This window comes from Pseudoalteromonas sp. MBR-15 (assembly GCF_053628915.1).
Genome location: NZ_JBRJHH010000007.1, coordinates 14,261 through 38,132 on the forward strand (window position 1 = coordinate 14,261; position 23,872 = coordinate 38,132).

Below are 23,872 nucleotides of genomic sequence, written 5' to 3' on the forward strand. Positions count from 1 at the left end.
GCTTAGCTTCCGCACTTACCTTCGCCGCACTTGCCTTCTTTAGCCTTTTTCTTGTCGGCTCCGGATTTACCTTCGCCGCACTTGCCTTCTTTAGCCTTTTTCTTGTCGGCTCCGCATTTACCTTCGCCGCACTTGCCTTCTTTGGCTTTTTTCTTATCGGCTCCGCATTTACCTTCGCCACACTTGCCTTCTTTGGCCTTTTTCTTGTCGGCTCCGCATTTACCTTCACCACACTTGCCTTCTTGTGCTTTAGTATCCGCTTGAGCAAGTTGATAGCCAGAGTCCAGAGCGTTAGCCGAAAATGGATTGTCATTTGCCAACGCAGCGCCTGAAGCCAATGCGATTGATGAACTTAATGCCAAGCTGGTAAACAATGAAGTTTTCATAATGTATTCCTTAAAATGGATAATTTAGTAGTCAAATGGCAGTGTTCATCTGAACTCTGCGTTCATAGGAGTAGTCGGAACGACATCATCACTTCTTACACATCTTTTAAAAAAATTTTTGAATCTAGGTCTCAGACTGTGATGGTTATGCATATTTGCAAATCTAAGCAAAAAAGGTGTAAGAATGGTGGGTTAAACTCGACTAAATGTGTTACGAGTAGAATGTCACGACAGGCGCGAGTGCGGATAGGAAATAAGGGGCTGTAAATGATTGGCAACTCAATCAGTAGAAAAGTGATGGCTGGGTATATTGTAATACTCCTCACCGTATTGTTGGCGAGTCTGTATTTATATCAACAGAGTAGCTACGTTGGGAGGACCAATGAAGCGTTTACCAAGGAGTTGTTGCCTAAGCTGCAATCGATCGAGGTGATTTCGAAAGAGCTCAGTGAATTGCAGCTTGCAACCTATGCTTTGTACGGCACAACAATTAGCGCGGAACAGTTTAGCCAGTTTTATGCGACGTCTAAACGTACCTTAACAGAACAATTAAGTCAGTTTGAAGATGAAATGTTTTCAAAAATTGGCTCCAAACAGTCGTTCACTGAGCTTTTTCAAGTGATAGACAAGCTGTATGCGACCATGAACCGCGATAGCATAGATTGGGATGAAGCGAGGTCATATCTAGAAAGGTTGCAATCTATTAAACACAAATTGGATGAAGCACTGAACGAAGTAAAAAACAGTGTGCAAGAGACTGCTCAAAAAGATTCCCGCTATATTCAACAGCAAATTCTGAGTATGCATACCTCAATCATACTGGTTGGTTTTGTCATTCTGGTGATCATTATTGTGGCATTTGTAACTGCTCGTCGCGGCATTGTCGTGCCTGCGAAGTCGCTGTCTCAAGATTTAACAAACGTTATTTCCTCGATGGATCTGACGAAGCAGATAGAAACATCTACAAATGATGAACTTTTGGATATCGCTAATGCACTGAATAAATTAATTGTGACGTTTCGAGCCAATGCCCAAACAGGAAAGCAGTCTGCACAGGAGCTTATTGTCTCGGCAGGCTCGTTAGAGCAGTTGTCCAGTACGGTAAAAAACGAAATAGCACATTTTTCGAATTCTATTAACAACTTAAATGAACAAGTCAGTACAGTTGAGCAAAGCATTTTAGATGCATCTGAAAAGTCAAAAGCTGCATCTGACGTGGCATTAAAAGGGGCCGAACAAGCAGAGTCCGCCGCGGATATTGTAAATAATGCTGCACGCAGCATTGATGAGTTGAGCCAAGATCTTCAGGTATCCAGTGATATGTTGACTGCGCTGAAAGCTTCTGGCGACCAAGTTGGCGCCGTTGTAAAAACAATTGCGGAAATAGCGGAGCAGACGAACTTGCTTGCGCTTAACGCAGCAATAGAGGCGGCTCGTGCAGGTGAGTCTGGTCGTGGGTTTGCCGTTGTCGCTGATGAAGTAAGGTTGTTGGCAACTCGCACTCATGAATCCACACACCAAATTAATGAGATCTTGGCGACAATTGTTCAGTCAATCACAGGCGCAGTAGACTCGATGGATTCAAACCAGGTAAAAGCGAGGGGGACGGTAAATGCCGTGCATCAGACTGTTGAATCGTTGGAAATGCTAAGAAGTACCATTCTAAGTTTAAGTTCAGATAATCAAAAGCTAGCACACCTTACTCAAAGCAATGAGACGGTTATTACAGAGATGCGCCAGAATTTGGCTAAAGTACTCCATTCTAATCAAGCTATTGCAAAGGGAGGCGAAAACGTTCACGAGGCATCAAATCAATTGATGAGCTTATCAACCATGCTTGAAACGGTATCAAATAAATTCAAGACATAGAATACCTCACCTTAGACGTTTGCCCTCTCCTTAGAACCTTTAAAACACATGAATGAGCAGGTCAGCTATGGACCTGCTGCTCACGTCTAAATATTTTGCTATTCAATTATTGATTACAGTTATTAAACCGAAACTACAAGTAAAGTTGTAGGTAAAACTGGTGTTGTTCGAGTAAGACGCTGTGTTGTAGGTGATTTCTTTTTTGTGTTGAAAAGCTTGATGTAGGGATTGCTTGCCCTCGTCAAAGCCTGCAAGGCTTGGACAATACTGCTTCTGCCTACTGCTCTTGTTTCTGTTACTGATCCTGTTACTGCTACTGGTTAACGCATGGGTTTGGTAACCGTTAGATAAGGCTTGTTGAACCCTTCACAAAGGGTTTCAAAACAGTTAGTAAAATTCTGCTTCGTATTGAATTTACTGGCTTAAAGCGAAGTCAGGAGCATCATTAAAATGCTCAGTCGAACTCAGTTCAAGCCTTTTGCAACCGTTTGAAAAGGGTTGGCTAAGCCATACGTAAAGGGTATCGGTAAGGGTTACCTAAACGGTTTGGCTAAGGCTTTATGAAGGCTCATCCAAAGCCTTCATACATGGGTTCACCCAATAGAAAGATTAAAAAAACGCTGAGGTACCCAAGGTGCATTTTGAAAAACCTGTGGCACAGTAAAATAACCCCAAGCGAACAATAGAATTGAAGAGGAACCATCAATGACAAGAGCCCCTGTGCCATTTCCGCTAGAGCGCCTCGCGGATATCCCAGAAAGACCAGAAGATTTTAGATTGCTGGAGCGCATTCCTTTAACGCGTGAGCCGCAGTCCTGGCCTCTTGAACTCTCTCCTTTAGTCGGTGATGAACAACCGATGGTGATGCTCGATACAGAGACAACCGGACTGTCTGCCGATGACGAATCCATTATTGAGCTTGGTATGGTTAAGGTGCTTTACAGCCCCTCTGCTAAGCGGATTGTGTCGATTGTTGATGTGATCAGCTTGTATGAAGATCCCGGCAAGCCAATCCCCGAGCTTATTACCGAGTTAACCGGTATCACCGATGATATGGTGCAAGGCCAGCGCATTGATGATGCAATGGTAGCGAGTTGGTTATCCGATGATCCGCTGGTGGTTGCGCACAATGCTCAGTTTGATCGTCCTTTCTTTGAAAAGCGGTTTGCCGCATTAGGCCATCTATCTTGGGCCTGTTCAGCCAGTGGCATAGATTGGAAAGCGCTGGGCTTTGAAAGTCGAAAACTTGAGTATCTGCTGCTTCGCTTAGGTTGGTTCTATGAAGGACACCGAGCTGCAACCGATTGTTTGGCGATGGCCTGGTTGTTCCATTTGTTGCCCGAGTCCGTTGCAAACTTGTTGTCAGAAGCAGACCGGCGAACTGTGTTAGTTCGTGCGTTTGGTGCGCCGTTTGACGTAAAGGACTATTTAAAAGAGCGCGGTTACCGCTGGCATGACGGTGTTAAAGGTGCCAACAAACATTGGTGGCGCGAAATCAGCGAAGACGAGTTGCCGCAGGAACAAACTTACCTGGATAATTTGTACCATCGTGGGTCTGAGTTTGCTCACTATGATTACCTCGACTCGTATAATCGATTTAAAAATTCGTGACAAGCCTATCGAGTAGCAAGAGAAGCAAAAAAATTGTTCAGCCATTGCCAAACTGAAGATGGTTGCTGTTTGCTTGTGCCGGTATTGTGTTTTTGCTCCCAGCGACGTTTGGCTTCAAGTCTTTGTTGGCGACGCTCATCGGCACGATTGGCCACTTCTACAAAATGTAAGCGTTGTTCTTTTGTAAGGCCTTCACCAAACGCTTTTATAGGTGCTCGATTAATGCGTACGTGACCGCTTGATTTTGGTGATGAACACATAGGAATTTCCTCGCAATTTTACCTTGTATTGAAATAGACGGATGGAGAAGCACATTTCTTACATATTTTTTGCTTGCATATTTGAAAACCTCTGGAAAATGGAAAGTGAACTTACGTTATACCCAAACTACTTGGTGTTGCAGCTAGGCGGCAAGTGAGCGAGTCCCCATGAGCATAGATCTTCTATGTGATTGGGGTGAGCGAATGCAGGTAACACCGCTGCGGCTGCAAGTAGGAAGGGTATATAATCAACAAGAGGAATCTTTCCATGTACCAAGACACCTACATTGAATACTGGGGCGAAATCTTCGTCTCTGCCCGCATCATTGAATTTGGCATCACGTTCGAGCGCTTTCTTAAAGATCCATGGAAGCACTTGATGTCCTGTGGCCAAGAGTCTGCACCGGACGCGATTGCTGAAGGGATGCTGCCATTGCTACCAGCCCAGGCAGAAGTTGCCAGGCGCATTCGGGAGAGTGAGCAACGAGCCCTGATGTCTATAGAGTCCGACAAAGGGGTGTCTCATCGCAGTAACATCGTGGTGCCACTGGTTCGGGTAGCGCATTGAACTCGGCTATCACCAATGACACGAAACAAGGTCTTCACGCCCATAACTGAGCGGCAATTGCAATCCAGATCAAAAAGTTGCCGCTTAGTCTTCACTACAAAATAATTTGTGATAGGATGATACCTAATAAATTTAGTTAGGTTACGTGATTCAAATTATTTTCTTGCTGTGAGCAACCACATAAGATGGAGTTTGTTTCTGGAGAGTGCCATATGAATACATCAAAGGAGCTTTTATCAAAGCTCACTATTTTAGAAGAGCTGATCCAAATTGTTAGCAATAAAAATGCAACCAAAACAGAAAAGTATCATGCATATTCGGGTGTATTGGCTTTGCTGCGGGAAATTGACGAAACAACTAATGCCCCTTGTTTTGGCGAGCATAGTCGAGATCTCAAAAGTGCTTTATTAAAGAAGCTTGGACTAGGGACAGATAGCCAAGGCTTGCATGATCCGGAAGCTTATCTCAGAAAGCTCAAGTCTCCACAATGCTTAGATGTTGAATAGATGAAGGTTGCATGACGCTGAATAAACATGATCTGTCTGGAAGCAAGCCTAGAACGCTTTTAGATGAACTACCTCAAGCTAGCCGTGATCGTATTGCGCATATCGACTTTACCCTGTTATTCAAGGGAGAAGCGGTACGCGCTGATTTGGTTGAGCGTTTCAGTATAGCGCCAACACAAGCAACGAAAGACTTCACCCTATACCGAGAGCTTGCGCCAAGCAACATTGAGTATGACCAAAAGCTCAAGTTGCATAAACGCGGTGTAGCTTTTGAGCCCTTGTTCGACTATGACGTTGTGAGAACTCTGGCAACCATTAGCCAAGGCTACGGAGATGGCTTCACTGGAAAGGTAAAACCACCTCTGGCTTGTGAAGCGCCTTATCACCTTAACAAGCCCTGTTTATCTATAGTGGCGAAGGTCACCGAGGCCATCCACAAAGGCAAAGCCTTGAGTATCACCTATGTGTCATTATCGAGCGGTGAAACAACGCGGGAAATTGTGCCGCATAAGCTGGTGGATAATGGCCTGCGTTGGCATGTTCGTGGTTTTGACCGCAAGCATGGTGAGTTCCGTGACTTTGTGCTGACCCGAATTAAAGCAGCGGTTGTACTTGAAGACTCAAGGTTATCTGAAGCTGAACTAGAAACCCAGGACCGACAATGGAACAGATTTATAGAGCTGGAGTTAGTACCACACCCACGCATAGAGCACAGCGAAGCGATAGAGCTGGACTATGGCATGACGGGTGGCGTTCTAAAGGTTGAGATTAGAGCAGCAACCGCTGGGTATTTGCTACGCCAATGGCATGTGGATTGTTCTACGGAACACTCATTAATGGGCTTTGAGTATCAGCTTTGGTTGCGTAACAGCCAGGCTCTTTATGGCGTCACAAACTTAAGTATTGCGCCGGGTAGAACAAGTTAATCGAACGATGTAGCGACCATTGAGACGTTACATAAAGAACAGAATTTTAAATTTATAGTGAAGCCGTTGCAGCAACCTAGTGGGGTGCAACCAACACTGAACAGGAAAAGAAAATGGATCATAGTGTACATAACAAGCTCATCTCCTTTATCTGGAACATTGCCGACGACTGCTTACGCGATGTGTACGTTCGCGGTAAGTACCGTGATGTGATTTTACCTATGGTGGTATTACGACGTTTAGATACGTTACTTGAACCCACCAAAGAAGCCGTGCTTGAAGAGGTAAAGTTCCAAAAAGAAGAGATGCAAGCCACGGAGCTTGATGATGAACCATTGAAGGCGGCCAGTGGCTATGTCTTTTACAATACATCTAAATGGACGCTGAAATCCCTGTTCAACACCGCGACTAATAACCAACAGATATTACTCGCCAACTTTGAAGAGTACCTGCTTGGCTTTAGCGATAACGTTAAAGAAATCATTGAATGCTTTAACCTCAAGTCGCAAATTCGTCACATGGCCTCAAAGCAAGTCCTTCTTGATGTCGTCGAAAAGTTTGTTTCCCCTTACATCAACTTAACTCATGAAACGGTCGAAGACCCGGATGGCAACAAGATGCCAGCCCTTACTAACCTGGGTATGGGTTACGTGTTCGAAGAGTTGATCCGTAAGTTCAACGAAGAAAACAATGAAGAAGCAGGTGAACACTTTACACCACGTGAAGTTATTGAATTGATGACGCACCTGGTGTTCGACCCAGTGAAAGACCAGTTACCGCTTACCATGACAGTGTATGACCCTGCGTGTGGTAGCGGTGGTATGTTGACTGAATCTCAAAACTTCATTGAAGAGAAATATCCAAACGACAGCCGAGATGTTTATCTTTACGGCAAAGAGATCAACGACGAGACCTACGCGATTTGTAAATCGGACATGATGATCAAAGGTAACAACCCTGAGAACATCAAAGTAGGCTCAACCTTGTCTACCGACGAGTTTGCGGCTTCTCGCTTTGACTTTATGTTGTCTAACCCTCCATATGGTAAGAGTTGGGCGTCCGAACAGAAGCACATTAAAGACGGCAGTGATGTGATTGACCCACGTTTTAAGGTTAGCTTGAAAGACTATTGGGGAAATCTCGAAGTGGTGGATGCCACGCCACGTTCAAGTGATGGCCAGCTACTCTTCTTAATGGAAATGGTCAACAAGATGAAAGATCCAAGCGTAAGCCCATTAGGCAGCCGGATTGCTTCTGTTCATAACGGCTCCTCGCTCTTTACCGGTGATGCGGGCGGTGGCGAAAGTAACATTCGTCGCTTCATCATTGAAAACGACATGCTAGATGCCATCGTTCAGTTACCTAATAACCTGTTCTACAACACCGGCATTACCACTTACATTTGGGTGTTGAACAACAATAAACCTGAGGCACGAAAAGGCAAGGTGCAGCTAATTGATGCCAGCTTGCTATACCGTAAGTTGCGTAAGAACTTAGGTAACAAAAACTGTGAATTTGCGCCTGAGCACATCACGGAAATTACCGATACTTACCTCGCGTGTGAGGATGTTGAAAGAGCTCTTGATGTAAACAATAATCCTATCGGTATCGCCAGTAAGGTGTTCAGCAATGACGATTTTGGCTACTACAAAGTCACTATCGAGCGCCCAGATCGCCGCAAAGCCAAGTTCACTCAAGAAGCAATAGCTCCACTGCGTTTTGATAAGCAACTTAGTGAAGTGATGGAGTACGTGTACGCAGAGCAAGGCGAACGTGTTTACGAAAAAACTGGCTATGGTACTGAAAAGAAAAAGAGCTTCTTGAAATCCATTGAGAAAGACATTCTTTCTTGGTGTGAAGATAACGACATCAGTCTCAATGCCAAAGCTAAGGCAAAACTGCTCGATGTGAAACATTGGCTGGCGCTTAAAGCATTGCTTGAAACGGCAGAAACGCTGATGGCTGACATCGGTAGCATTGAATTTGATGACTTCAATAGTTTTAAAACCCAAGTTGATAAATCGCTAAAAGCCCATGCTATTAAGCTTTCAGCACCTGAGAAAAATGCCATCCTGAACGCGGTGAGCTGGTATGACGAAACCGCCAAGAAAGTGGTGAAAAAGATCGTTAAACTAACGGGTGATAAATTAAACGACCTGCTGGAGCGCTATGAGTGTGAAGTTGCTGACCTGCCAGATTTTGGTTATTACCCCGTTCCTACAACAGAAGGCGGCAAAAAAGGCGAGTTCATTACTTACGAGACCAACTCAGACCTGCGTGACACAGAATCTGTCCCACTGAAGCAAAGCATTTACCAGTACTTCCTAGACGAAGTGAAGCCTCATGTTGATGAAGCGTGGATAAACTTGGATACGGTGAAAATTGGCTATGAAATCAGCTTCAATAAGTACTTCTACCGTCATAAACCGCTGCGTAGTTTAGAAGAGGTCGCAACAGACATCATCAACCTAGAACAAAAAGCCGAAGGTCTTATTGCGCAGATACTGGGCGTGAAAGTGGCGGAAGTTCAGGGAGAAGCCTAATGGAAAGTTTAGCATTGATGCCTAAGTATGAGGCTTATAAAAACTCAGGTGTTGAATGGTTAGGGGCCATACCAGTTCACTGGAATTCATTTCCTTTGTGCGCAAAATCAAAATTAAAATCGATTTCTAATAAGGAAAATGAAGAACTTCTATCAGTCTATTTGGACAAAGGGGTAATAAAATTCGATGACGTTGATGCAAAACGTACAAATGCAACCAGTTCGGATCTGACTAAGTATCAGTTGGTAGAGCCAGGTGACTTTGTTTTAAATAATCAGCAAGCTTGGCGTGGTTCAGTCGGTGTTTCTGATTACCTAGGAATAGTCAGTCCAGCTTACTTAGTTCTTTCTTTATCGGAAGATATAGTTCCCCGCTTTGGTAACTATCTGTTCAGAGATGGGGCAATGGTGGCTAATTACTTAGTTTGCTCAAAAGGTGTAGGAACAATTCAGAGAAACCTATATTGGCCTCAATTAAAAAGAGCTTTGGTATTTTTGCCACCAACCGAGGAACAACTCCTAATCGCCTGCTTCCTAGACAAGAAAACCGCGCAAATCGATGACGCGATTGCGATCAAAGAGCAGCAAATTAGCCTGCTCAAAGAGCGTAAGCAGATCATCATCCAACAGGCGGTGACCCAAGGGCTTGACCCCAATGTGCCAATGAAAGACTCCGGTGTGGATTGGATTGGTAAGGTTCCAGCGCATTGGGAAGTCCGTCGTAGCAAGTTTGTATTTACTCAAAGAAAAGAGCGGGCTTGGAAAGATGACGTACAGCTTTCTGCAACTCAAGCTTATGGTGTTATTCCGCAAGACCAGTATGAAGAGTTAACGGGTAAACGCGTTGTCAAAATTCAGTTTCATTTAGATAAAAGAAAGCACGTCGAAAAGGACGACTTTGTAATCAGCATGAGAAGTTTCCAAGGCGGCTTAGAGCGTGCCTGGTCGCAAGGATGTATCCGGTCCTCCTATGTAGTTCTGAGAGCAGTAGAAGAAATTGATCCTTCGTTCTATGGGTATTTATTAAAACTACCCTCTTACATAGCAGCTTTGCAGCAGACAGCAAGTTTCATTAGAGATGGTCAAGACTTAAATTTTGACAACTTTTCAAAGGTTGACTTGTTTATTCCGCCCATTGAAGAGCAAAAAGAAATAGCTAACTACGTCAGCGCTTTTATGAAGTCTTCTGATGAAGGCATTGAGTTGCTATTAGCACAAATCGAAAAGCTCAAAGAATACAAAACCACCCTGATCAACAGCGCCGTGACAGGAAAAATAAAAATCACCCCAGAAATGGTTGAGCAATAGGAAGCGAATATGTTCACGGTAAATCATCAGACCAACAGGATTAGTCCGGTTAAGACGAAGAGATTCAGTGAGTTGGGCTTTACTGAGCGCAAGCATCTTCAGCTTTTCACCCGCTCAGGGCTGCGCTTAGCACACGAGCCTTCCGCACTCGGTGAAGAGCTGCTGATGATTCAAAAGGAGTTCGATGGCTTTGCGCTTTTACCTTCTGTGCTGGCCGCTGGCCGTGAACGTTTAGATTTACTGGCGCTAAAAAACAAACTGGTTGAGGTGGACTAATGCCCTATAACCCGCCTTTTAGTATCACCCCAACCATACTTAAGCAGGTTGCTGAGATCAGTGAAAGCATTGGCCGATTAAGTGTGCGTATCGAGCAAACGCAGGCGCTGCGGCTACGCAGAGCCAATCGTATTCGCACAGTACAAGGCTCATTGGCGATTGAAGGTAACACCTTAAGCGAAGCGCAAATAACCGCTATTTTAGACGGTAAACGCATTATTGCGCCGCCAAAAGAAGTACTTGAAGTCCAAAATGCCCTCAAAGCCTATGACTTTTTAGCAACATGGCAATATAGCCGCGAGCAAGATTTACTGCATGCCCATCAAGTACTCATGTCTGGACTGCTAAATGATGCGGGGCATTATCGTCAAGGCGGTGTGGGAGTGATGTCGGGTGATATTGTGGTGCATATGGCACCGGGCGCGGATCAAGTACCACGATTAATGAAAGACTTATTTGCTTGGCTTAAACAATCTGAGTTACCCGCGCTTATTAGTAGTTGTGTGTTCCATTACGAATTTGAATTTATTCATCCGTTTGCTGATGGCAATGGCCGCATGGGGCGCTTGTGGCAAACGCTGATACTCAGCCAGTGGCAACCCGTCTTTATGGATATCCCCGTAGAAAGCTTAATTCATCAACATCAAGCCGAGTATTACCAAGCTATTCGAGCCAGTACAGAGAAAACAGACAGCGCGCCTTTTATTGAGTTTATGCTCGGCATTATTGCCAAAACCCTGCATGAAGTTCAAAACACCACAGACACTGAGCAGGTGGCCGCAATCGAAAAAGTGCGGGTAGAAATGCAGGTAGAAACGCGGGTAAAAACCCCTGAACAGATTTTAATCTTGTTGGCTAAGCAGCCAACGTTAACCTTAGCCGAGATTGCTGATCATTTAGGCAAATCGCCAAGCACTATTGAACGCGCCGTGGCTAAGTTAAAACAGCAACAGAAATTAGCTTTCCATGGTCCCAAAAAAGGCGGGTATTGGCAGGTGTCAGATAACAAATTGAAGGATTAATATGGTCAGTCAAACCAATGAGCAAGCATTAGAGTCGGCGATTGAGAAGTGCTTAACGGGTACAACTCTGGAAGAGCTCAAAGCAGGTGTGCAAGAAGTTGCGCCAGATTTTCATAACAGACTTTATCAAGTGGGCTTTGCATCAGACTTTAATATGCAATATGCCATTGATGAGCGTTTTTTCTGGCAATTTCTGCAAAAGACACAGGAAGTAGAGCTAGCCAAACTGCAAAAGAACAACCCCTCAGATTGGCAGCGTAAGTTACTCGAACGATTTGACCGACTGATTAAGAAGCATGGCATTCTTCATTTACTTAAGAAAGGTCTAAGTGTAGACGATGCTCACTTCAATTTGCTCTATCCAGCCCCTTTGGCAAGCAGTAGTGAGAAGGTAAAGCAAAACTTTGCAGATAACGTGTTTAGTTGTACTCGCCAAGTGCGCTATTCCATGGCAAATCCCCTACAAGAAATCGACATGGTATTGTTTATCAACGGAATACCATTGATAACGCTGGAGTTGAAGAACGCATGGACCGGGCAAACAGCACGTTATCACGGCCAAAAGCAGTATCGAGATGATCGAGATGCAACGCAAGCCTTGCTGACCTTTGGCCGCTGCCTAGTGCATATGGCGGTCGATACCGACGAAGTGTATATGACCACCAAGTTATCAGGTGGCAGTACATTCTTCTTGCCGTTCAATAAAGGTCACAATCTTGGACAAGGCAATCCGCCGAATCCATCTGGCCATAAAACGGCATACCTATGGCAAGAAGTATTCACTAAAGAAAGCTTGGCGAACATTATTCAACATTTTGTGCGTCTGGATGGGTCAAGCAAAGATCCATTACCAAAGCGAACTCTGTTCTTTCCTCGATACCACCAATTGGATGTGGTGAGAAAATTAGTAGACCATGCTGCCCAGCACGGTGTCGGTCAGACTTATTTAATTCAACACTCTGCCGGTTCAGGTAAGTCTAATTCTATTACCTGGGCTGCTTATCAGTTAATTGAAACCTATCCTGCTTCGTCTGATGTAGCCGGTGGAAAAAGCCTGGAGCAGCCGTTATTCGACTCTGTAATTGTGGTTACCGATAGACGCTTATTGGACAAGCAGCTGCGGGATAACATTAAAGAGTTTTCTGAAGTAAAGAACATTATTGCTCCGGCGAACAAGTCTTCTGAGCTTAAGCAGGCGCTGGAGAATGGCAAAAAGATCATTATAACGACGATTCAGAAATTCCCGTTCATTATTGATGGTATCGCCGATCTCAGTGACAAGCGCTTTGCGGTGATCATCGATGAAGCACACAGCTCACAGTCTGGTTCGGCGCATGACAATATGAACCGAGCGATGGGCAAGTCTGAAGTCGAAGAGGCAGAAGATGCTCAGGATAAAATCCTTCAGGCGATGAAATCGCGCAAGATGCGCGGGAATGCGTCGTATCTGGCATTTACAGCGACACCAAAAAACAGCACTTTGGAGAAATTTGGTCAACGCCAAGAAGATGGTTCTTTCAAGCCGTTTCACTTGTATTCGATGAAACAAGCGATTGAAGAGGGCTTCATCTTGGATGTCCTGGCAAATTATACGACGTACAAAAGTTATTATGAGATTGAGAAATCAATCGCTGATAACCCTGAGTTTGATACCAAAAAGGCACAGAAAAAACTCAGAGCTTATGTAGAGCGAAGCCAGCAAACAATTGATACCAAGGCAGAGATTATGCTGGAGCATTTTGTTCCACATGTCGTAAATGCGAAAAAGCTCAAAGGTAAAGGTAAGGGAATGGTGGTCACTCAAAATATTGAGACGGCCATTCGATACTACAAAGCGATTAGGCGGATACTTGAGGAGCAAGGAAACCCGTTTAAAGTTGCCATTGCTTTCTCAGGAACCAAAGAAGTTGACGGTATTGAATATACCGAAGCAGATATTAATGGTTTTGCCGAGTCAGATACCAAAGATATGTTTGATACCGATGAGTATCGACTTTTAGTGGTTGCTAACAAGTATCTGACTGGGTTTGACCAGCCTAAGCTTTGCGCCATGTATGTGGACAAGAAGCTCGCCAGTGTCTTGTGTGTACAGACATTGTCTCGTCTCAATCGAAGTGCGCCAAAATGGGGTAAAAAAACTGAAGACCTGTTTGTTTTAGATTTTTTCAACTCGGTTGAAGATATTCAGTCAGCATTCGATCCTTTCTACACAGCAACGTCGTTGTCCCAGGCTACAGATATAAACGTGCTGCACGAGTTGAAAGATGAAATGGACGATGTCGGTGTGTACGAGTGGTATGAAGTTGAAGACTTTGTGACGCGTTATTTCAAGAATGAAGACGCCCAGACACTCAGCCCAATCATTGATGTTGCAGCAGCCCGGTTTGACCATGAGCTGGAGCTTGAAGCTGAAGCTAAAGTTGACTTTAAGATTAAAGCCAAACAGTTCGTGAAAATCTATGGGCAGATGGCTTCTATCATGCCTTATGAAATGGTCAGCTGGGAAAAACTGTTTTGGTTCCTGAAGTTTTTAATACCGAAATTGAAAGTGGAAGATCCCGATGCAGATGCTATTGATGAGCTTCTCGATTCTGTCGATCTGAGTTCATACGGTTTGCAACGTGTGAAGCTTAACCACAGTATTAAGCTTAGTGACCAAGAAGCGGAGCTTGATCCTCAAAATCCGAACCCACGTGGGGCGCATGGCGGTGAAAAAGAAACTGACCCGCTGGATGAAATCATTCGCACATTTAATGAACGATGGTTCCAGGGCTGGAGTGCCACACCTGAAGAGCAAAAGGTTAAGTTCGTGAACATCGCTGAGAGTATCCGCAATCACCCAGATTTTGAATCTAAATACAAAAACAACCCAGATCCTCATAATCGAGATTTGGCCTTCGAAAAAATGCTCAAGGAAATTATGCTGCAACGCCGTAAAGATGAACTTGAGCTCTACAAGTTGTTCGCAGGAGATTCAGCATTTAAAGCGTCGTGGACGCAAAGTATGCAACGAATGGTAGGTATGTAGGTAGAAAGGAGTGATGGTTTGCTGAAGGCAGTCTTAGAGTTATTAGATGGGTCACCAGGCCTGAAAGGACGTCAAATTGCCAGGGAGCTGGGACTGGATAAGTCCCAAGTGAACTCGTTTCTTCACAAAAACCAGGATACGTTTGTGAAAAACTCAAATCATGAATGGAGCCTGATACGGGCTCATCATGTGGAAATTGATTTCGCTACAGGTTGGATTGATGAGAAAGCCTTTGAGAGTGCTATCGGTAAGCTTGCGTACCAAAAAGATGCCACAAAGGTAACATTTAAATTCGGCATCGATTGTAAGTTTTTGCTGATAGCATTGGCCCGTTTTCTTGCTCTGGCGAATCAGCTTACTGCTAATGGGAAGGATGTGGTGATGGATACTACAGCATGTCCTAATACTCACAGTTTTTTCAGCAGAAATGGCTTCTTTGATTATCTTAATCAAAGTGTCACTTGTATTCCTGAAAGGCCCGTTTTGTCAGCTGCTAAAACTTATCGGGATAATAGCGATACCTTGGTCGAACTAGGAGAAATTGCACAGCCAACCCAAAACAAGGCGCTTGTAATTCGTTTGGGCGACAGGTTTGTAGAGCATTCTTCAGCTAGCTATTTCTTAGCGGCTAAGACTGTTTTTTCAGAGCTTGTAGGCAACGTTACTGATCACAGTGAATCCAAAATACCTGGACTAGCAGGTCTGCAAGTGTATCGACCGTATAATAAACCAAAGCATATTCAAACAGTCATATCCGACTCTGGTTTAGGTATTGCCGCTACCTTGAGAACAACGTTACAAAGTGAACATCCGAAGTTGTACGCACAGTTTTCAGCGGAAACTGTTGAGAATGACATTGCGCTCGTTCAAAAAGCATTTACATCTGGTGAGGTTAGTCGCTTTGGTAAAGGCCGGGGGCTAGGCTTTAAGAGTAGTCGAGAGCACGCTAGTAAAGAGAAAGTTATCATTGTTATTAGGCAGCTCACTTTCTCATTGGCTTTGGAATACTCGAAGGGACAACTCATCAATGTTTCTGAAGATCGGGGGTTGGTCCCTATCACAGGAACCCATATCTGTTTTGACTTCTATGTTGACAATTTCTGATAAATAGTGTCAACTTAAGCAGATGAAACAGTTAACTCATAAAATTCTTCTTTCAGAAGTCGTAGGTTCTGACCATGCCTTTGGTAACGATGAAGGTAGTGAAGCCTATGTGAAGATTAAAAAGATCGTTGATGGCCACCCATCATGCGATATTTTTGCTATCAGCTTGGAAGGCATTCGATTCACTGATGCTTCATTTCCTCGTGAAAGTGTAATCTCGTTGGCTAAAGCATTGAAAGGAGAAAAAGGTTTTTACCTTTCTAATGTACCGAGTCGTGACCTTCTGGATAATTGGTCTTATGGCGCTACAGCCAAGGATCAACCTCTTCTAGTAAAGAGCGATAGCGGTTACGAAGTACTTGGTGTAAAACTCAGTGCGACTGTCAAAGAGCTTCTAGATTTTGTTATTGCAAAAAAGACAGTGACTTCGTCACACGTATCTAAGCACTTTGACATTTCAGCACAGAATGCCAGTGGTCGATTAAAGAAGCTTCATGCTACTGGTCTTGTGTTAGGTCAAAAAGAAGTGGCAGAGTCAGGTGGACTGGAATTTGTCTACCGATCAATTGTGTAGTTTTTTTTGATTTTCTGGTTAATCTGCTTGCGTTAATCAGATTTGAGGTTTATTATTTGATCAGATCCTTTGGATCTTTTTTATTAACATCTGATAAATGTGATTAAGTTAAGCAGAATAGGAGGCTTTATGGCTACAAATCCCCCATCAGGTGACGGACACAGAAACGGTGCCGTTAAAGGTAGATCTCAGACTCAGACGCCAAGCGGACATTGGGTAAAGCGAGATGCTGATACTGGTCGATTCATGGATGTAAAGACATCCGACAAAACACCTTTTAAAGGTGTCAGGAAGGAGAAATAGTTTGGCTAATGGTAAAACCCATTTGGTCGTCGGGGCTGCGGTTGGTTTAACCGTTGCCCTGGCGGACAACAAAAAACAAGCAGTCAGTCACCATCCTGTAACTGCCATTACGGTTGGTTCTCTATTTGGCAAGCTTCCAGATATTTTGGAACCCTCTTTGGGTAACCCTCACCATCGCCAGTTTTACCACAGTCTATTGGTGTTAACTGCACTAGGTGTTGGTCTCAAACATTTGTATGAGTGGCAACCGGAAGAGGCAATTGAAAAGTGCCTTCGCGGGCTGGGACTAATTGCCGGATGTGCTTATGTCAGCCATTTGCTCTGTGATGCGACAACGCCGCGCTCACTTCCGTTAATTGGCAAACTATAGGAGTTTTGAATGGTCGTTGAAGTCACGAGGCACATTAAGCGTCCTGTTGAGCGAGAGCTTTGGGCTCGCGCAGCTGCTCGTTGTCAGTTTAGCGGGTGTAATAAATTGTTATACAAATCAGCGGTGACTCAGGAATCGGTCAATGTCTCTCAAAATGCTCATATTTACGCATTTTCTGAGAATGGGCCTCGTGGTTGGGGACTCTTTAAAACTAAGCCAACCAGCTTGAATGACGTCAGCAACCTCATGTTGATGTGCTATGACTGTCACAAAAAGATTGATCAGAAAGGCAGCGAAGATAGGTATCCAGCCGATCTCTTGATTAGTTGGAAAATGCAGCATGAGCAACGTATAGAAATCCTCACAGGCATTGATCCTGATCGCAAATCAAATGTTGTTTTATATGGTGCCAATATTGGAACTGAAAGATCACCGATTAATTATCACGGTTGTGTTGAGGCAATGTTTCCGAATTGGTATCCGGCAACTGAAAAGCCAGTGACACTATCCATGGTATCAGAGCTTAAGGATCACTCTGAACAATATTGGCAAGCAGAGTCGCAACACCTAACGAAGCGTTTTCAAAGTAAAATTTCATCGATCATCGAAGAGGATTCTTGTAAGCATTTTTCATTGTTCGCGTTAGCTCCTCAACCATTGTTAATAAAACTTGGCGCTTTGCTCACCGACAAAATTGACGTCGAGACTTATCAGCTGCATCGAGAGCCTAAAGGCTGGTTTTGGCAAGACTGTTCAGATGATTTTGAGTACATCATCAACAGACCTCAAAATATGGAGGGAAAGCCAGCCCTAGTACTTTCTTTGAGTGACCATGTGTCGCATGAGCGAATTACTCGGGTTATAGGGCCAGATACATCGATTTGGGAAGTGACTATCAAGCAGCCTCATAATGATTTCATGCAGTCAAAGCAGCAGCTCTCCTTGTTCAGAAAGTGCATAAGAAAGCTGATTGTTGAAATAAAAAATACACACGGGGATGCGACGCCACTGCAAATTTTTCCTGTGATGCCAGTATCGTGTGCCGTCGAATTAGGACGGGCCAGAATGCCTAAGGCTGATATGCCATGGCTTATTTATGACCACGACATAAAAACACAACAATTTGTAATGGCAATCGAGCTTCGAGGAGATCTATATGAGTAATAGCAAAAGCAACGATGTTCTAAACACAATTCTCGAGAAAATTGAGCTACCTGACAGTGCTTATGAAAAGGCTGAAAAACGCTATAAGGATCTAGGTGATTGGTTACATCGCCCAGAGTCAACATGCATGAATTTTGATCCTCACGTGTTTTCTCAAGGTTCCTTTCGTCTAGGTACGGCGATTAGGCCCGATTCAGAAGAACAGTATGACCTAGACATGGGGTGCAATCTTCGGCGTGGCCTAGATAAAGCGTCTATCACTCAAAAGCAATTAAAGCACCTAGTCGGTCATGAATTAGAGCTTTATCGAAATGCCAGAGGCATTAAGGAAGAGCTAGCCGAGAAGAAACGCTGTTGGCGCTTAGAGTATGCCGATGGGCTTAGCTTTCACATGGACATAGTTCCGTGTGTGCCAGAGAGTGATACAGGAAGAGGCATTTTGAAAAAGCGGATGGTCGAAAACTCTAAGTTTGATGAAAACTTGGCTCAAAACGTGTCTCAGCTTGCAGTTTCGATTACCGACAACACAGATTCCACTTATGCAGTTGTGAATGAAAACTGGCGTATCAGCAATCCTGAAGGATATGCTCGATGGTTTGAAACGCGCATGAAGACGGCACGGTTAGTAATAAACGAACGTGAAATGCGATTTAAAGCCAGTATAGATAGTCTGCCATATTATCAATGGAAGACACCCTTACAGCAGGTTATCCAATTATTGAAGCGTCATCGTGACACTATGTTTAAAAACAATGAGGATAGTAAGCCAATATCGGTAATCATCACTACATTGGCGGCTAAATCGTATAAAGGTGAAAGTGATTTGGCTTCAGCGTTGAATACGGTACTCTCCGAGATGGATGACCATATTTCTGCACAAGCGCCAATGATTCCGAACCCAGTCAACCCAGCCGAAGATTTTGCAGACAAGTGGTATGACGAAAAATCTGCTCAATACCGATTACAAGAAAACTTTTATAAATGGCTGTATCAAGCTAGAGCTGATTTTAGTGCTCTTTGCTCAAGTGATGATACGCAACGAATAGTAAATGCGGCGCAAAATGGTTTGGATTTGAAGCTTGATTCAAATTCGGTAGCACGTCTATTGGGAATTCCTGCGGTGACAGCAAAACCAACTTTCGCAATTCAATCGTCTGATCCAAAGCCATGGTTTAAGCAATAGATGAAGCACTGGAAGGCTGTAGGCCTAGAGACTTTTCTCTCGGCCTATCCGAACATTAGATTAGTAGATGTCCATGCAGATAAGGTTGAGTTGCAGGGAGAGTATCAGTTAAAAGCACAGCTAGCTGGAAGTCGGTTTATAGAGCGAACATTTTCTCTAAAGATTGTATGCCCAAGTGATTATCCTAGGGCTTTACCAGTGGTGTTTGATACCGCTGGTTACTTTCCTCGTAATCAGGACTTCCATACTTACTCTGATGGATCATTTTGTCTTGGCTCAGACCTGAAAATTAAGTCAATTTTGAAAGCCGACTCGTCATTGACAACCTTTTTCGAAAAGATTGTTGTCAGGTTTCTTTATTCGGTGTCCCATAGGGTTGAATTTGGCAACTTTCCCTATGGCGAACTGGACCATGGTGAGAAAGGCCTGATTGATGATTATTCTCAGTTGTTCAATGTTAATGGTAAAGCATCGGTACTACGGGCACTGAAAGCGTTAGGTTTGCGCAAGCGTGAGGCAAATAAATTACCTTGTCCATGTGGTTGTGGTGATCGTCTTGGCTCGTGTGACTATCGGTTTGTCTTGAACGAGTTTCGTCAAGTTGAGCGCCGCCGATGGTTTCGCGATCACCTACAAGAAGCTTTTACACCGATTGAAAAACCCAAAAGGAGAGTTGGGAAAAAAACTAAAAGACCAAGTAGAAATACGCCTTAGCTTAATCAGCTCCCTCAGCATTTTATGGCGTATGTGTTAATACATGTCGGATTTTTTAGTCTAATCAACCGGCAACGCCAGATTGAACCTTCACACTATCGTGTCGGAGGTTCACTATGTTCAAAAACCTATTTTTTCAAACCAAAGCACTACCAAAGCTTTCATCGCAACTGGATACAGAAATTCCGCGCTATCCGCCATTTCTAAAGGGGTTGCCAGCAGCGTCACCCGAGGATTTACAGTCCACACAAGACGAGCTAATTGCCAAACTGCGCCAGGTACTTGGTTTTAATCAGCGTGATTTTCAAAGGCTGATTCAGCCCTGCATTGATCATCTGGCTGCTTATGTTCATTTGTTGCCAGCTTCTGAGCATCATCATCACAGTGGTGCAGGTGGTCTATTACGTCATTCGTTGGAAGTTGCTTTCTGGGCGGCACAAGCAGCTGAAGGGATCATCTTTGTTGCCAGTGGCACACCGGTTGAGAAAAAAGAGCTAGAGCCAAGGTGGCGTGTTGCGGCTGCTCTTGGCGGTTTGTTCCACGATATTGGTAAACCCGTTTCAGACTTGTCCATCACGGACGAAGATGGACGCTATCAGTGGAACCCTTTTTTAGAAACCTTATCTCAGTGGACCACTAATAACAGCATTGAACGCTATTTCATTCGCTGGCGCGACGGACGGTGCAAGCGGCACGAGCAATTTTCAATTCTCGTGTTAAACCGGGTGATGACACCTGAGTTGCTCGCCTGGTTAACCCAGCCGGGCCCTGAGATTTTGCAAGCCATGCTTGAAGCAATTGGCAATACCGATCCCGAGCATGTCCTTTCTAAATTGGTCATTGAAGCTGACCAAGCCAGTGTCCAGCGAGACCTGAAAGCTCAACGAATTTCCGTTGACGACAATGCCCTTGGAGTCCCAGTCGAACGCTATCTACTTGATGCCATGAGGCGATTACTTGCCAGTTCCCAATGGTTAGTCAATCAGCGAGACGCCAGAGTCTGGGTACGAAAATCAAATCAATCAACCCATCTTTACCTGGTCTGGAAAAGCGCGGCTAAGGACATCATTGAGCTATTGGCAAAAGACAAGATACCAGGCATACCAAGAGATCCCGATACCCTTGCGGACATCCTCATTGAGCGAGCATTGGCCACTAAATCCGCCTCAAATGAGCGATATGAAAGCCTTGCCCCTGAAGTTCTGATCAAAGACGACAAGCCAATCTGGTTACCCATGCTGCATATATCTGAGGCCGATTTATTGTTCAGCTCGAATGTGCCAAGTAGCGTGGCACTGTTTAGCAAATCTGAATGGGAAGCAAGAAAGCAAACACAAGCAGAGCCTCAGAGTCGCTCCAGTGAGCAGCCAGGCTTGCCTGAAGAGTCATCATCAATCGAACATAGAAAATCGGATGAGTCACCATCGACAAAACCGTCCGAACAAGATGATGAACTTCGTCTTGCCAGTGATGTTAATCACCTTCAGGCAACTGAAAATGTTCCAGGTCATGAATGCGAAAAGCCTAACAATTCATATGATGGCGCTATCTCAAATAACGTAAACCAGCACGATGCAGAAGCATTGAGTCTCCCTGAATCTTTGGCGTGGCTTCCAGAGGCCAGTAGCACGCTGGTTGTGGTTGGTGAACAGATACTGATCCGCTATCCCGATGCCGTAAGGCCTTGGTGTGCACCCCGAAAACTGCTTGCTGAACTCAGTCGATTGGATTGGCTTGAAATAGATCCGGCAAACCCGACGCGTAAAGCCAGAACTGTGACTACGAAAGGTGGCGTTCAGGAGCAAGGGTTACTACTAAAAGTGTCAGTTTCGAAAGGGCTAACTGCACTGATAGACCTCACCAAACATGACGAAGAATCAGTGACAGCAATTCAGAACGAAGAGGCTTCACAGCGTCCGCGTCGAACTGAGACAACCAATGCCCAAGCAAAGAAGCCCGCCACAACAGCGGAGCGTAAGCAAAAGCCGATTGCGCCCAATGCGCATTCAAGTACAGACCCCAAACACGCGCAGCGGCAACAGATGGTTAATTTTGTGAAAGATTTGCCCATCTTACTGACCGATGGCGATTACCCAGACGTGGATCATAGTGCCGATGGTATTCGCGTCACGATTCAAACCTTACGCCAAGTCGCCAATGAGCATGGCATTCCAGCCGGACAACTGCTTCGGGGGATCTCGGCCAGTGACGAATGCCAGTTTGATGAGGGGGAAACGGTTCTGTTTACCGCTCACGCTAAACCTTAATCCATTTGAAATTAAGCGATTGCAAACGGTTATTTTGCGGAGCATGAATGAAAGAAAACGCATACGAGATGCCCTGGCGCACGAACTATGAAGCCATGGCAGCAGCAGGTTGGCTGGTTGGGGCCACTGGGGCAATAGCCGCAGAAATGCTGACTGAGCTACCACCTGAGCCATTTTGGTGGATGACAGGGATTTCCTCGGGCATGGCGTTGTACCGCCTGCCCGAGGCTTGCCGTCTTTATAAATTACAGAAGGGGCTAAAAGGCAAACCATTGGCTTTTATGGCGCTTTCGCATTTGCAAAAAGTGATGGCAAAACATCCTGATGAATTGTGGTTAGGTTATGGCTTTGAGTGGGACCAACGCCATGCCCAACGCGCTTATGAAATCCTAAAGCGGGATAAGCAAACCTTGCTTAACCAAGGTCACGACTCTTATCGAAAAAATAGCCAAATGGGTTCGACCTGGATTCATGGTGTCGAGCCCAAAGAAGAAGATGTGTACCAGCCAGTTGGCCATACTGAGGGGCACACCTTAATTGTCGGTACGACCGGTGCCGGAAAAACCCGATGCTTTGATGCGATGATCACTCAGGCCATTTTGCGCAATGAAGCCGTTATTATTATTGACCCTAAGGGAGACAAGGAACTTAAGGATAATGCGCAGCGAACCTGTATTGCCGCCGGTAGTCCAGAGCGCTTTGTGTATTTTCATCCTGGTTTTCCAGAGCATTCTGTACGTCTTAATCCCCTGAGAAACTTTAACCGGGGCACTGAAATTGCCAGCCGAATTGCGGCCTTAATCCCATCTGAAACCGGTGCTGATCCATTTAAAGTCTTTGGACAAATGGCACTGAACAACATCGTGCAAGGTCTGTTGCTTTCGTCACAACGTCCTGATCTGAAGACACTGAGGCGATTCTTGGACGGTGGCCCAGAAGGCTTGGTAGTAAAAGCCGTCACAGCCTGGGGGGAGCAGGTGTATCCGAACTTTAGTGTGGAGATTAAACGCTTTACCGAAAAGGCCAATACATTGGCAAAACAAGCCATGGCGATGCTGCTTTTCTACTACGAACGCATTCAGCCCGTTGCCGCCAATACCGATTTGGAGGGGTTACTGAGCATGTTTGAACATGACAGAACCCACTATTCCAAGATGGTGGCCTCACTGATGCCGGTGCTCAATATGCTCACCTCAAGTGAACTAGGTCCGCTGCTATCACCTATTGCAAACGATGTGGATGACAGCCGGTTAATTACGGATTCTGGCCGTATTATCAACAATGCCCAAGTGGCATATATCGGCTTGGATTCATTAACTGACGCCATGGTTGGCAGCGCAATTGGTTCATTGCTCTTATCCGATCTCACTGCTGTGGCCGGTGACCGCTATAACTATGGTGTTGAAAATCGCCCCGTAAATATCTTCATCGATGAGGCGGCTGAGGTCGTCAACGATCCCTTCATTCAACTGCTCAACAAAGGCCGTGGCGCAAAAATGCGTTGTGTGATTGCTACTCAGACCTTTGCTGACTTTGCAGCTCGTACAGGCAGTGAAGCTAAGGCCCGTCAGGTGTTAGGCAACATCAACAACCTGATAGCTCTTCGAGTGATGGATGCCGAAACGCAGCAGTACATTACCGACAATCTGCCTAAGACTCGGTTGCAGTACATCATGCAAACTCAAGGTATGTCGTCCAACTCGGACAGCCCCGCCTTGTTTACCGGCAATCATGGCGAACGCTTGATGGAGGAAGAAGGCGATATGTTTCCACCGCAGCTATTAGGCCAGCTCCCTAACCTGGAGTACATCGCCAAGCTTTCAGGTGGCCGCGTGATCAAAGGCCGTATTCCTATTTTAACCAGCTCTACACAGGCAGCATAAGGAGTCTG

General features: G+C 44.9%; 20 protein-coding genes. 18 read left to right on the plus strand and 2 right to left on the minus strand.

What is annotated here, in order from left to right; all coding sequences use genetic code 11:
* Window positions 1-2: 2 nt before the first annotated feature.
* On the minus strand, window positions 3-386 hold the full coding sequence (locus ACSSVW_RS10845) for an HvfA family oxazolone/thioamide-modified RiPP metallophore (protein ID WP_454179299.1): 384 nt from the start codon (window positions 384-386) through the stop codon (window positions 3-5).
* A gap of 267 nt (window positions 387-653) precedes the next feature.
* Between ACSSVW_RS10845 and ACSSVW_RS10850 the strand changes: the two genes are divergently transcribed.
* Together ACSSVW_RS10850 and ACSSVW_RS10855 are read left to right on the plus strand one after the other, a co-directional pair.
* Complete coding sequence (locus ACSSVW_RS10850) at window positions 654-2,255, plus strand: methyl-accepting chemotaxis protein (protein WP_454179300.1); 1,602 nt, start codon at window positions 654-656, stop codon at window positions 2,253-2,255.
* A 705-nt stretch (window positions 2,256-2,960) separates the two neighbouring features.
* Window positions 2,961-3,866, plus strand: coding sequence for a 3'-5' exonuclease (locus ACSSVW_RS10855; RefSeq protein WP_454179301.1), 906 nt, complete (start codon window positions 2,961-2,963; stop codon window positions 3,864-3,866).
* A 5-nt stretch (window positions 3,867-3,871) separates the two neighbouring features.
* Here ACSSVW_RS10855 and ACSSVW_RS10860 read toward each other — a convergent pair whose 3' ends face one another.
* Window positions 3,872-4,126 (minus strand): hypothetical protein, encoded by a 255-nt coding sequence (locus ACSSVW_RS10860; protein WP_454179302.1) that lies wholly within the window; start codon window positions 4,124-4,126, stop codon window positions 3,872-3,874.
* A gap of 268 nt (window positions 4,127-4,394) precedes the next feature.
* On the opposite strand from ACSSVW_RS10860, the gene ACSSVW_RS10865 reads away from it, so the two are divergent.
* From ACSSVW_RS10865 to traD, 16 genes are all read left to right on the plus strand, one after another.
* Complete coding sequence (locus ACSSVW_RS10865; protein ID WP_454179303.1) at window positions 4,395-4,694, plus strand: hypothetical protein; 300 nt, start codon at window positions 4,395-4,397, stop codon at window positions 4,692-4,694.
* A 212-nt stretch (window positions 4,695-4,906) separates the two neighbouring features.
* Window positions 4,907-5,200, plus strand: a complete 294-nt coding sequence (locus tag ACSSVW_RS10870) for a hypothetical protein (protein ID WP_454179304.1) — start codon at window positions 4,907-4,909, stop codon at window positions 5,198-5,200.
* An 11-nt stretch (window positions 5,201-5,211) separates the two neighbouring features.
* Window positions 5,212-6,126, plus strand: a complete 915-nt coding sequence (locus ACSSVW_RS10875; protein WP_454179305.1) for a WYL domain-containing protein — start codon at window positions 5,212-5,214, stop codon at window positions 6,124-6,126.
* A 113-nt stretch (window positions 6,127-6,239) separates the two neighbouring features.
* Window positions 6,240-8,669 carry a type I restriction-modification system subunit M gene (locus tag ACSSVW_RS10880; RefSeq protein WP_454179306.1) on the plus strand — a complete coding sequence of 810 codons (2,430 nt, stop codon included), beginning with the start codon at window positions 6,240-6,242 and terminating at the stop codon, window positions 8,667-8,669.
* Window positions 8,669-9,976: a restriction endonuclease subunit S gene (locus tag ACSSVW_RS10885; RefSeq protein WP_454179307.1), complete on the plus strand. Its 1,308-nt coding sequence runs from the start codon at window positions 8,669-8,671 to the stop codon at window positions 9,974-9,976. The genes ACSSVW_RS10880 and ACSSVW_RS10885 overlap by 1 nt, the downstream gene beginning before the upstream one ends.
* Window positions 9,977-9,985: 9 nt before the next feature.
* Window positions 9,986-10,252 (plus strand): hypothetical protein, encoded by a 267-nt coding sequence (locus tag ACSSVW_RS10890; RefSeq protein WP_454179308.1) that lies wholly within the window; start codon window positions 9,986-9,988, stop codon window positions 10,250-10,252.
* The gene (locus tag ACSSVW_RS10895) at window positions 10,252-11,274 is read left to right on the plus strand and encodes a Fic family protein (RefSeq protein ID WP_454179309.1); all 1,023 of its coding nucleotides are present in this window, start codon (window positions 10,252-10,254) and stop codon (window positions 11,272-11,274) included. The genes ACSSVW_RS10890 and ACSSVW_RS10895 overlap by 1 nt, the downstream gene beginning before the upstream one ends.
* Before the next feature lies 1 nt (window position 11,275).
* Entirely contained in the window at window positions 11,276-14,302 is a 3,027-nt protein-coding gene (locus ACSSVW_RS10900; protein ID WP_454179310.1) for a type I restriction endonuclease subunit R, read from the plus strand.
* An 18-nt stretch (window positions 14,303-14,320) separates the two neighbouring features.
* Window positions 14,321-15,406, plus strand: a complete 1,086-nt coding sequence (locus tag ACSSVW_RS10905; protein ID WP_454179311.1) for an ATP-binding protein — start codon at window positions 14,321-14,323, stop codon at window positions 15,404-15,406.
* Between the two features lie 22 nt (window positions 15,407-15,428).
* Window positions 15,429-15,980 (plus strand): MarR family transcriptional regulator, encoded by a 552-nt coding sequence (locus ACSSVW_RS10910; protein WP_000811851.1) that lies wholly within the window; start codon window positions 15,429-15,431, stop codon window positions 15,978-15,980.
* Between the two features lie 304 nt (window positions 15,981-16,284).
* The gene (locus ACSSVW_RS10915; RefSeq protein WP_371957051.1) at window positions 16,285-16,653 is read left to right on the plus strand and encodes a metal-dependent hydrolase; all 369 of its coding nucleotides are present in this window, start codon (window positions 16,285-16,287) and stop codon (window positions 16,651-16,653) included.
* Window positions 16,654-16,662: 9 nt separating this feature from the next.
* Window positions 16,663-17,817: an SAVED domain-containing protein gene (locus ACSSVW_RS10920; RefSeq protein ID WP_138942767.1), complete on the plus strand. Its 1,155-nt coding sequence runs from the start codon at window positions 16,663-16,665 to the stop codon at window positions 17,815-17,817.
* Window positions 17,810-19,000, plus strand: a complete 1,191-nt coding sequence (locus ACSSVW_RS10925) for a nucleotidyltransferase domain-containing protein (protein WP_454179312.1) — start codon at window positions 17,810-17,812, stop codon at window positions 18,998-19,000. Before ACSSVW_RS10920 ends, ACSSVW_RS10925 begins: the two co-directional genes overlap by 8 nt.
* Complete coding sequence (locus tag ACSSVW_RS10930; protein ID WP_454179313.1) at window positions 19,001-19,714, plus strand: hypothetical protein; 714 nt, start codon at window positions 19,001-19,003, stop codon at window positions 19,712-19,714.
* A gap of 116 nt (window positions 19,715-19,830) precedes the next feature.
* The gene (gene mobH / locus ACSSVW_RS10935) at window positions 19,831-21,981 is read left to right on the plus strand and encodes a MobH family relaxase (protein WP_454179314.1); all 2,151 of its coding nucleotides are present in this window, start codon (window positions 19,831-19,833) and stop codon (window positions 21,979-21,981) included.
* Between the two features lie 47 nt (window positions 21,982-22,028).
* Complete coding sequence (traD, locus tag ACSSVW_RS10940) at window positions 22,029-23,864, plus strand: conjugative transfer system coupling protein TraD (RefSeq protein WP_454179315.1); 1,836 nt, start codon at window positions 22,029-22,031, stop codon at window positions 23,862-23,864.
* The last annotated feature ends 8 nt before the right edge of the window (window positions 23,865-23,872 follow it).

Bases quoted from the DNA above. Each gene is read 5' to 3' on its own strand.
- ACSSVW_RS10845 (WP_454179299.1), bottom strand. From the start codon at position 386: ATGAAAACTTCATTGTTTACCAGCTTGGCATTAAGTTCATCAATCGCA.
- ACSSVW_RS10850 (WP_454179300.1), top strand. From the start codon at position 654: ATGATTGGCAACTCAATCAGTAGAAAAGTGATGGCTGGGTATATTGTA.
- ACSSVW_RS10855 (WP_454179301.1), top strand. From the start codon at position 2,961: ATGACAAGAGCCCCTGTGCCATTTCCGCTAGAGCGCCTCGCGGATATC.
- ACSSVW_RS10860 (WP_454179302.1), bottom strand. From the start codon at position 4,126: ATGTGTTCATCACCAAAATCAAGCGGTCACGTACGCATTAATCGAGCA.
- ACSSVW_RS10865 (WP_454179303.1), top strand. From the start codon at position 4,395: ATGTACCAAGACACCTACATTGAATACTGGGGCGAAATCTTCGTCTCT.
- ACSSVW_RS10870 (WP_454179304.1), top strand. From the start codon at position 4,907: ATGAATACATCAAAGGAGCTTTTATCAAAGCTCACTATTTTAGAAGAG.
- ACSSVW_RS10875 (WP_454179305.1), top strand. From the start codon at position 5,212: ATGACGCTGAATAAACATGATCTGTCTGGAAGCAAGCCTAGAACGCTT.
- ACSSVW_RS10880 (WP_454179306.1), top strand. From the start codon at position 6,240: ATGGATCATAGTGTACATAACAAGCTCATCTCCTTTATCTGGAACATT.
- ACSSVW_RS10885 (WP_454179307.1), top strand. From the start codon at position 8,669: ATGGAAAGTTTAGCATTGATGCCTAAGTATGAGGCTTATAAAAACTCA.
- ACSSVW_RS10890 (WP_454179308.1), top strand. From the start codon at position 9,986: ATGTTCACGGTAAATCATCAGACCAACAGGATTAGTCCGGTTAAGACG.
- ACSSVW_RS10895 (WP_454179309.1), top strand. From the start codon at position 10,252: ATGCCCTATAACCCGCCTTTTAGTATCACCCCAACCATACTTAAGCAG.
- ACSSVW_RS10900 (WP_454179310.1), top strand. From the start codon at position 11,276: ATGGTCAGTCAAACCAATGAGCAAGCATTAGAGTCGGCGATTGAGAAG.
- ACSSVW_RS10910 (WP_000811851.1), top strand. From the start codon at position 15,429: ATGAAACAGTTAACTCATAAAATTCTTCTTTCAGAAGTCGTAGGTTCT.
- ACSSVW_RS10920 (WP_138942767.1), top strand. From the start codon at position 16,663: ATGGTCGTTGAAGTCACGAGGCACATTAAGCGTCCTGTTGAGCGAGAG.
- ACSSVW_RS10925 (WP_454179312.1), top strand. From the start codon at position 17,810: ATGAGTAATAGCAAAAGCAACGATGTTCTAAACACAATTCTCGAGAAA.
- ACSSVW_RS10930 (WP_454179313.1), top strand. From the start codon at position 19,001: ATGAAGCACTGGAAGGCTGTAGGCCTAGAGACTTTTCTCTCGGCCTAT.
- mobH (WP_454179314.1), top strand. From the start codon at position 19,831: ATGTTCAAAAACCTATTTTTTCAAACCAAAGCACTACCAAAGCTTTCA.
- traD (WP_454179315.1), top strand. From the start codon at position 22,029: ATGAAAGAAAACGCATACGAGATGCCCTGGCGCACGAACTATGAAGCC.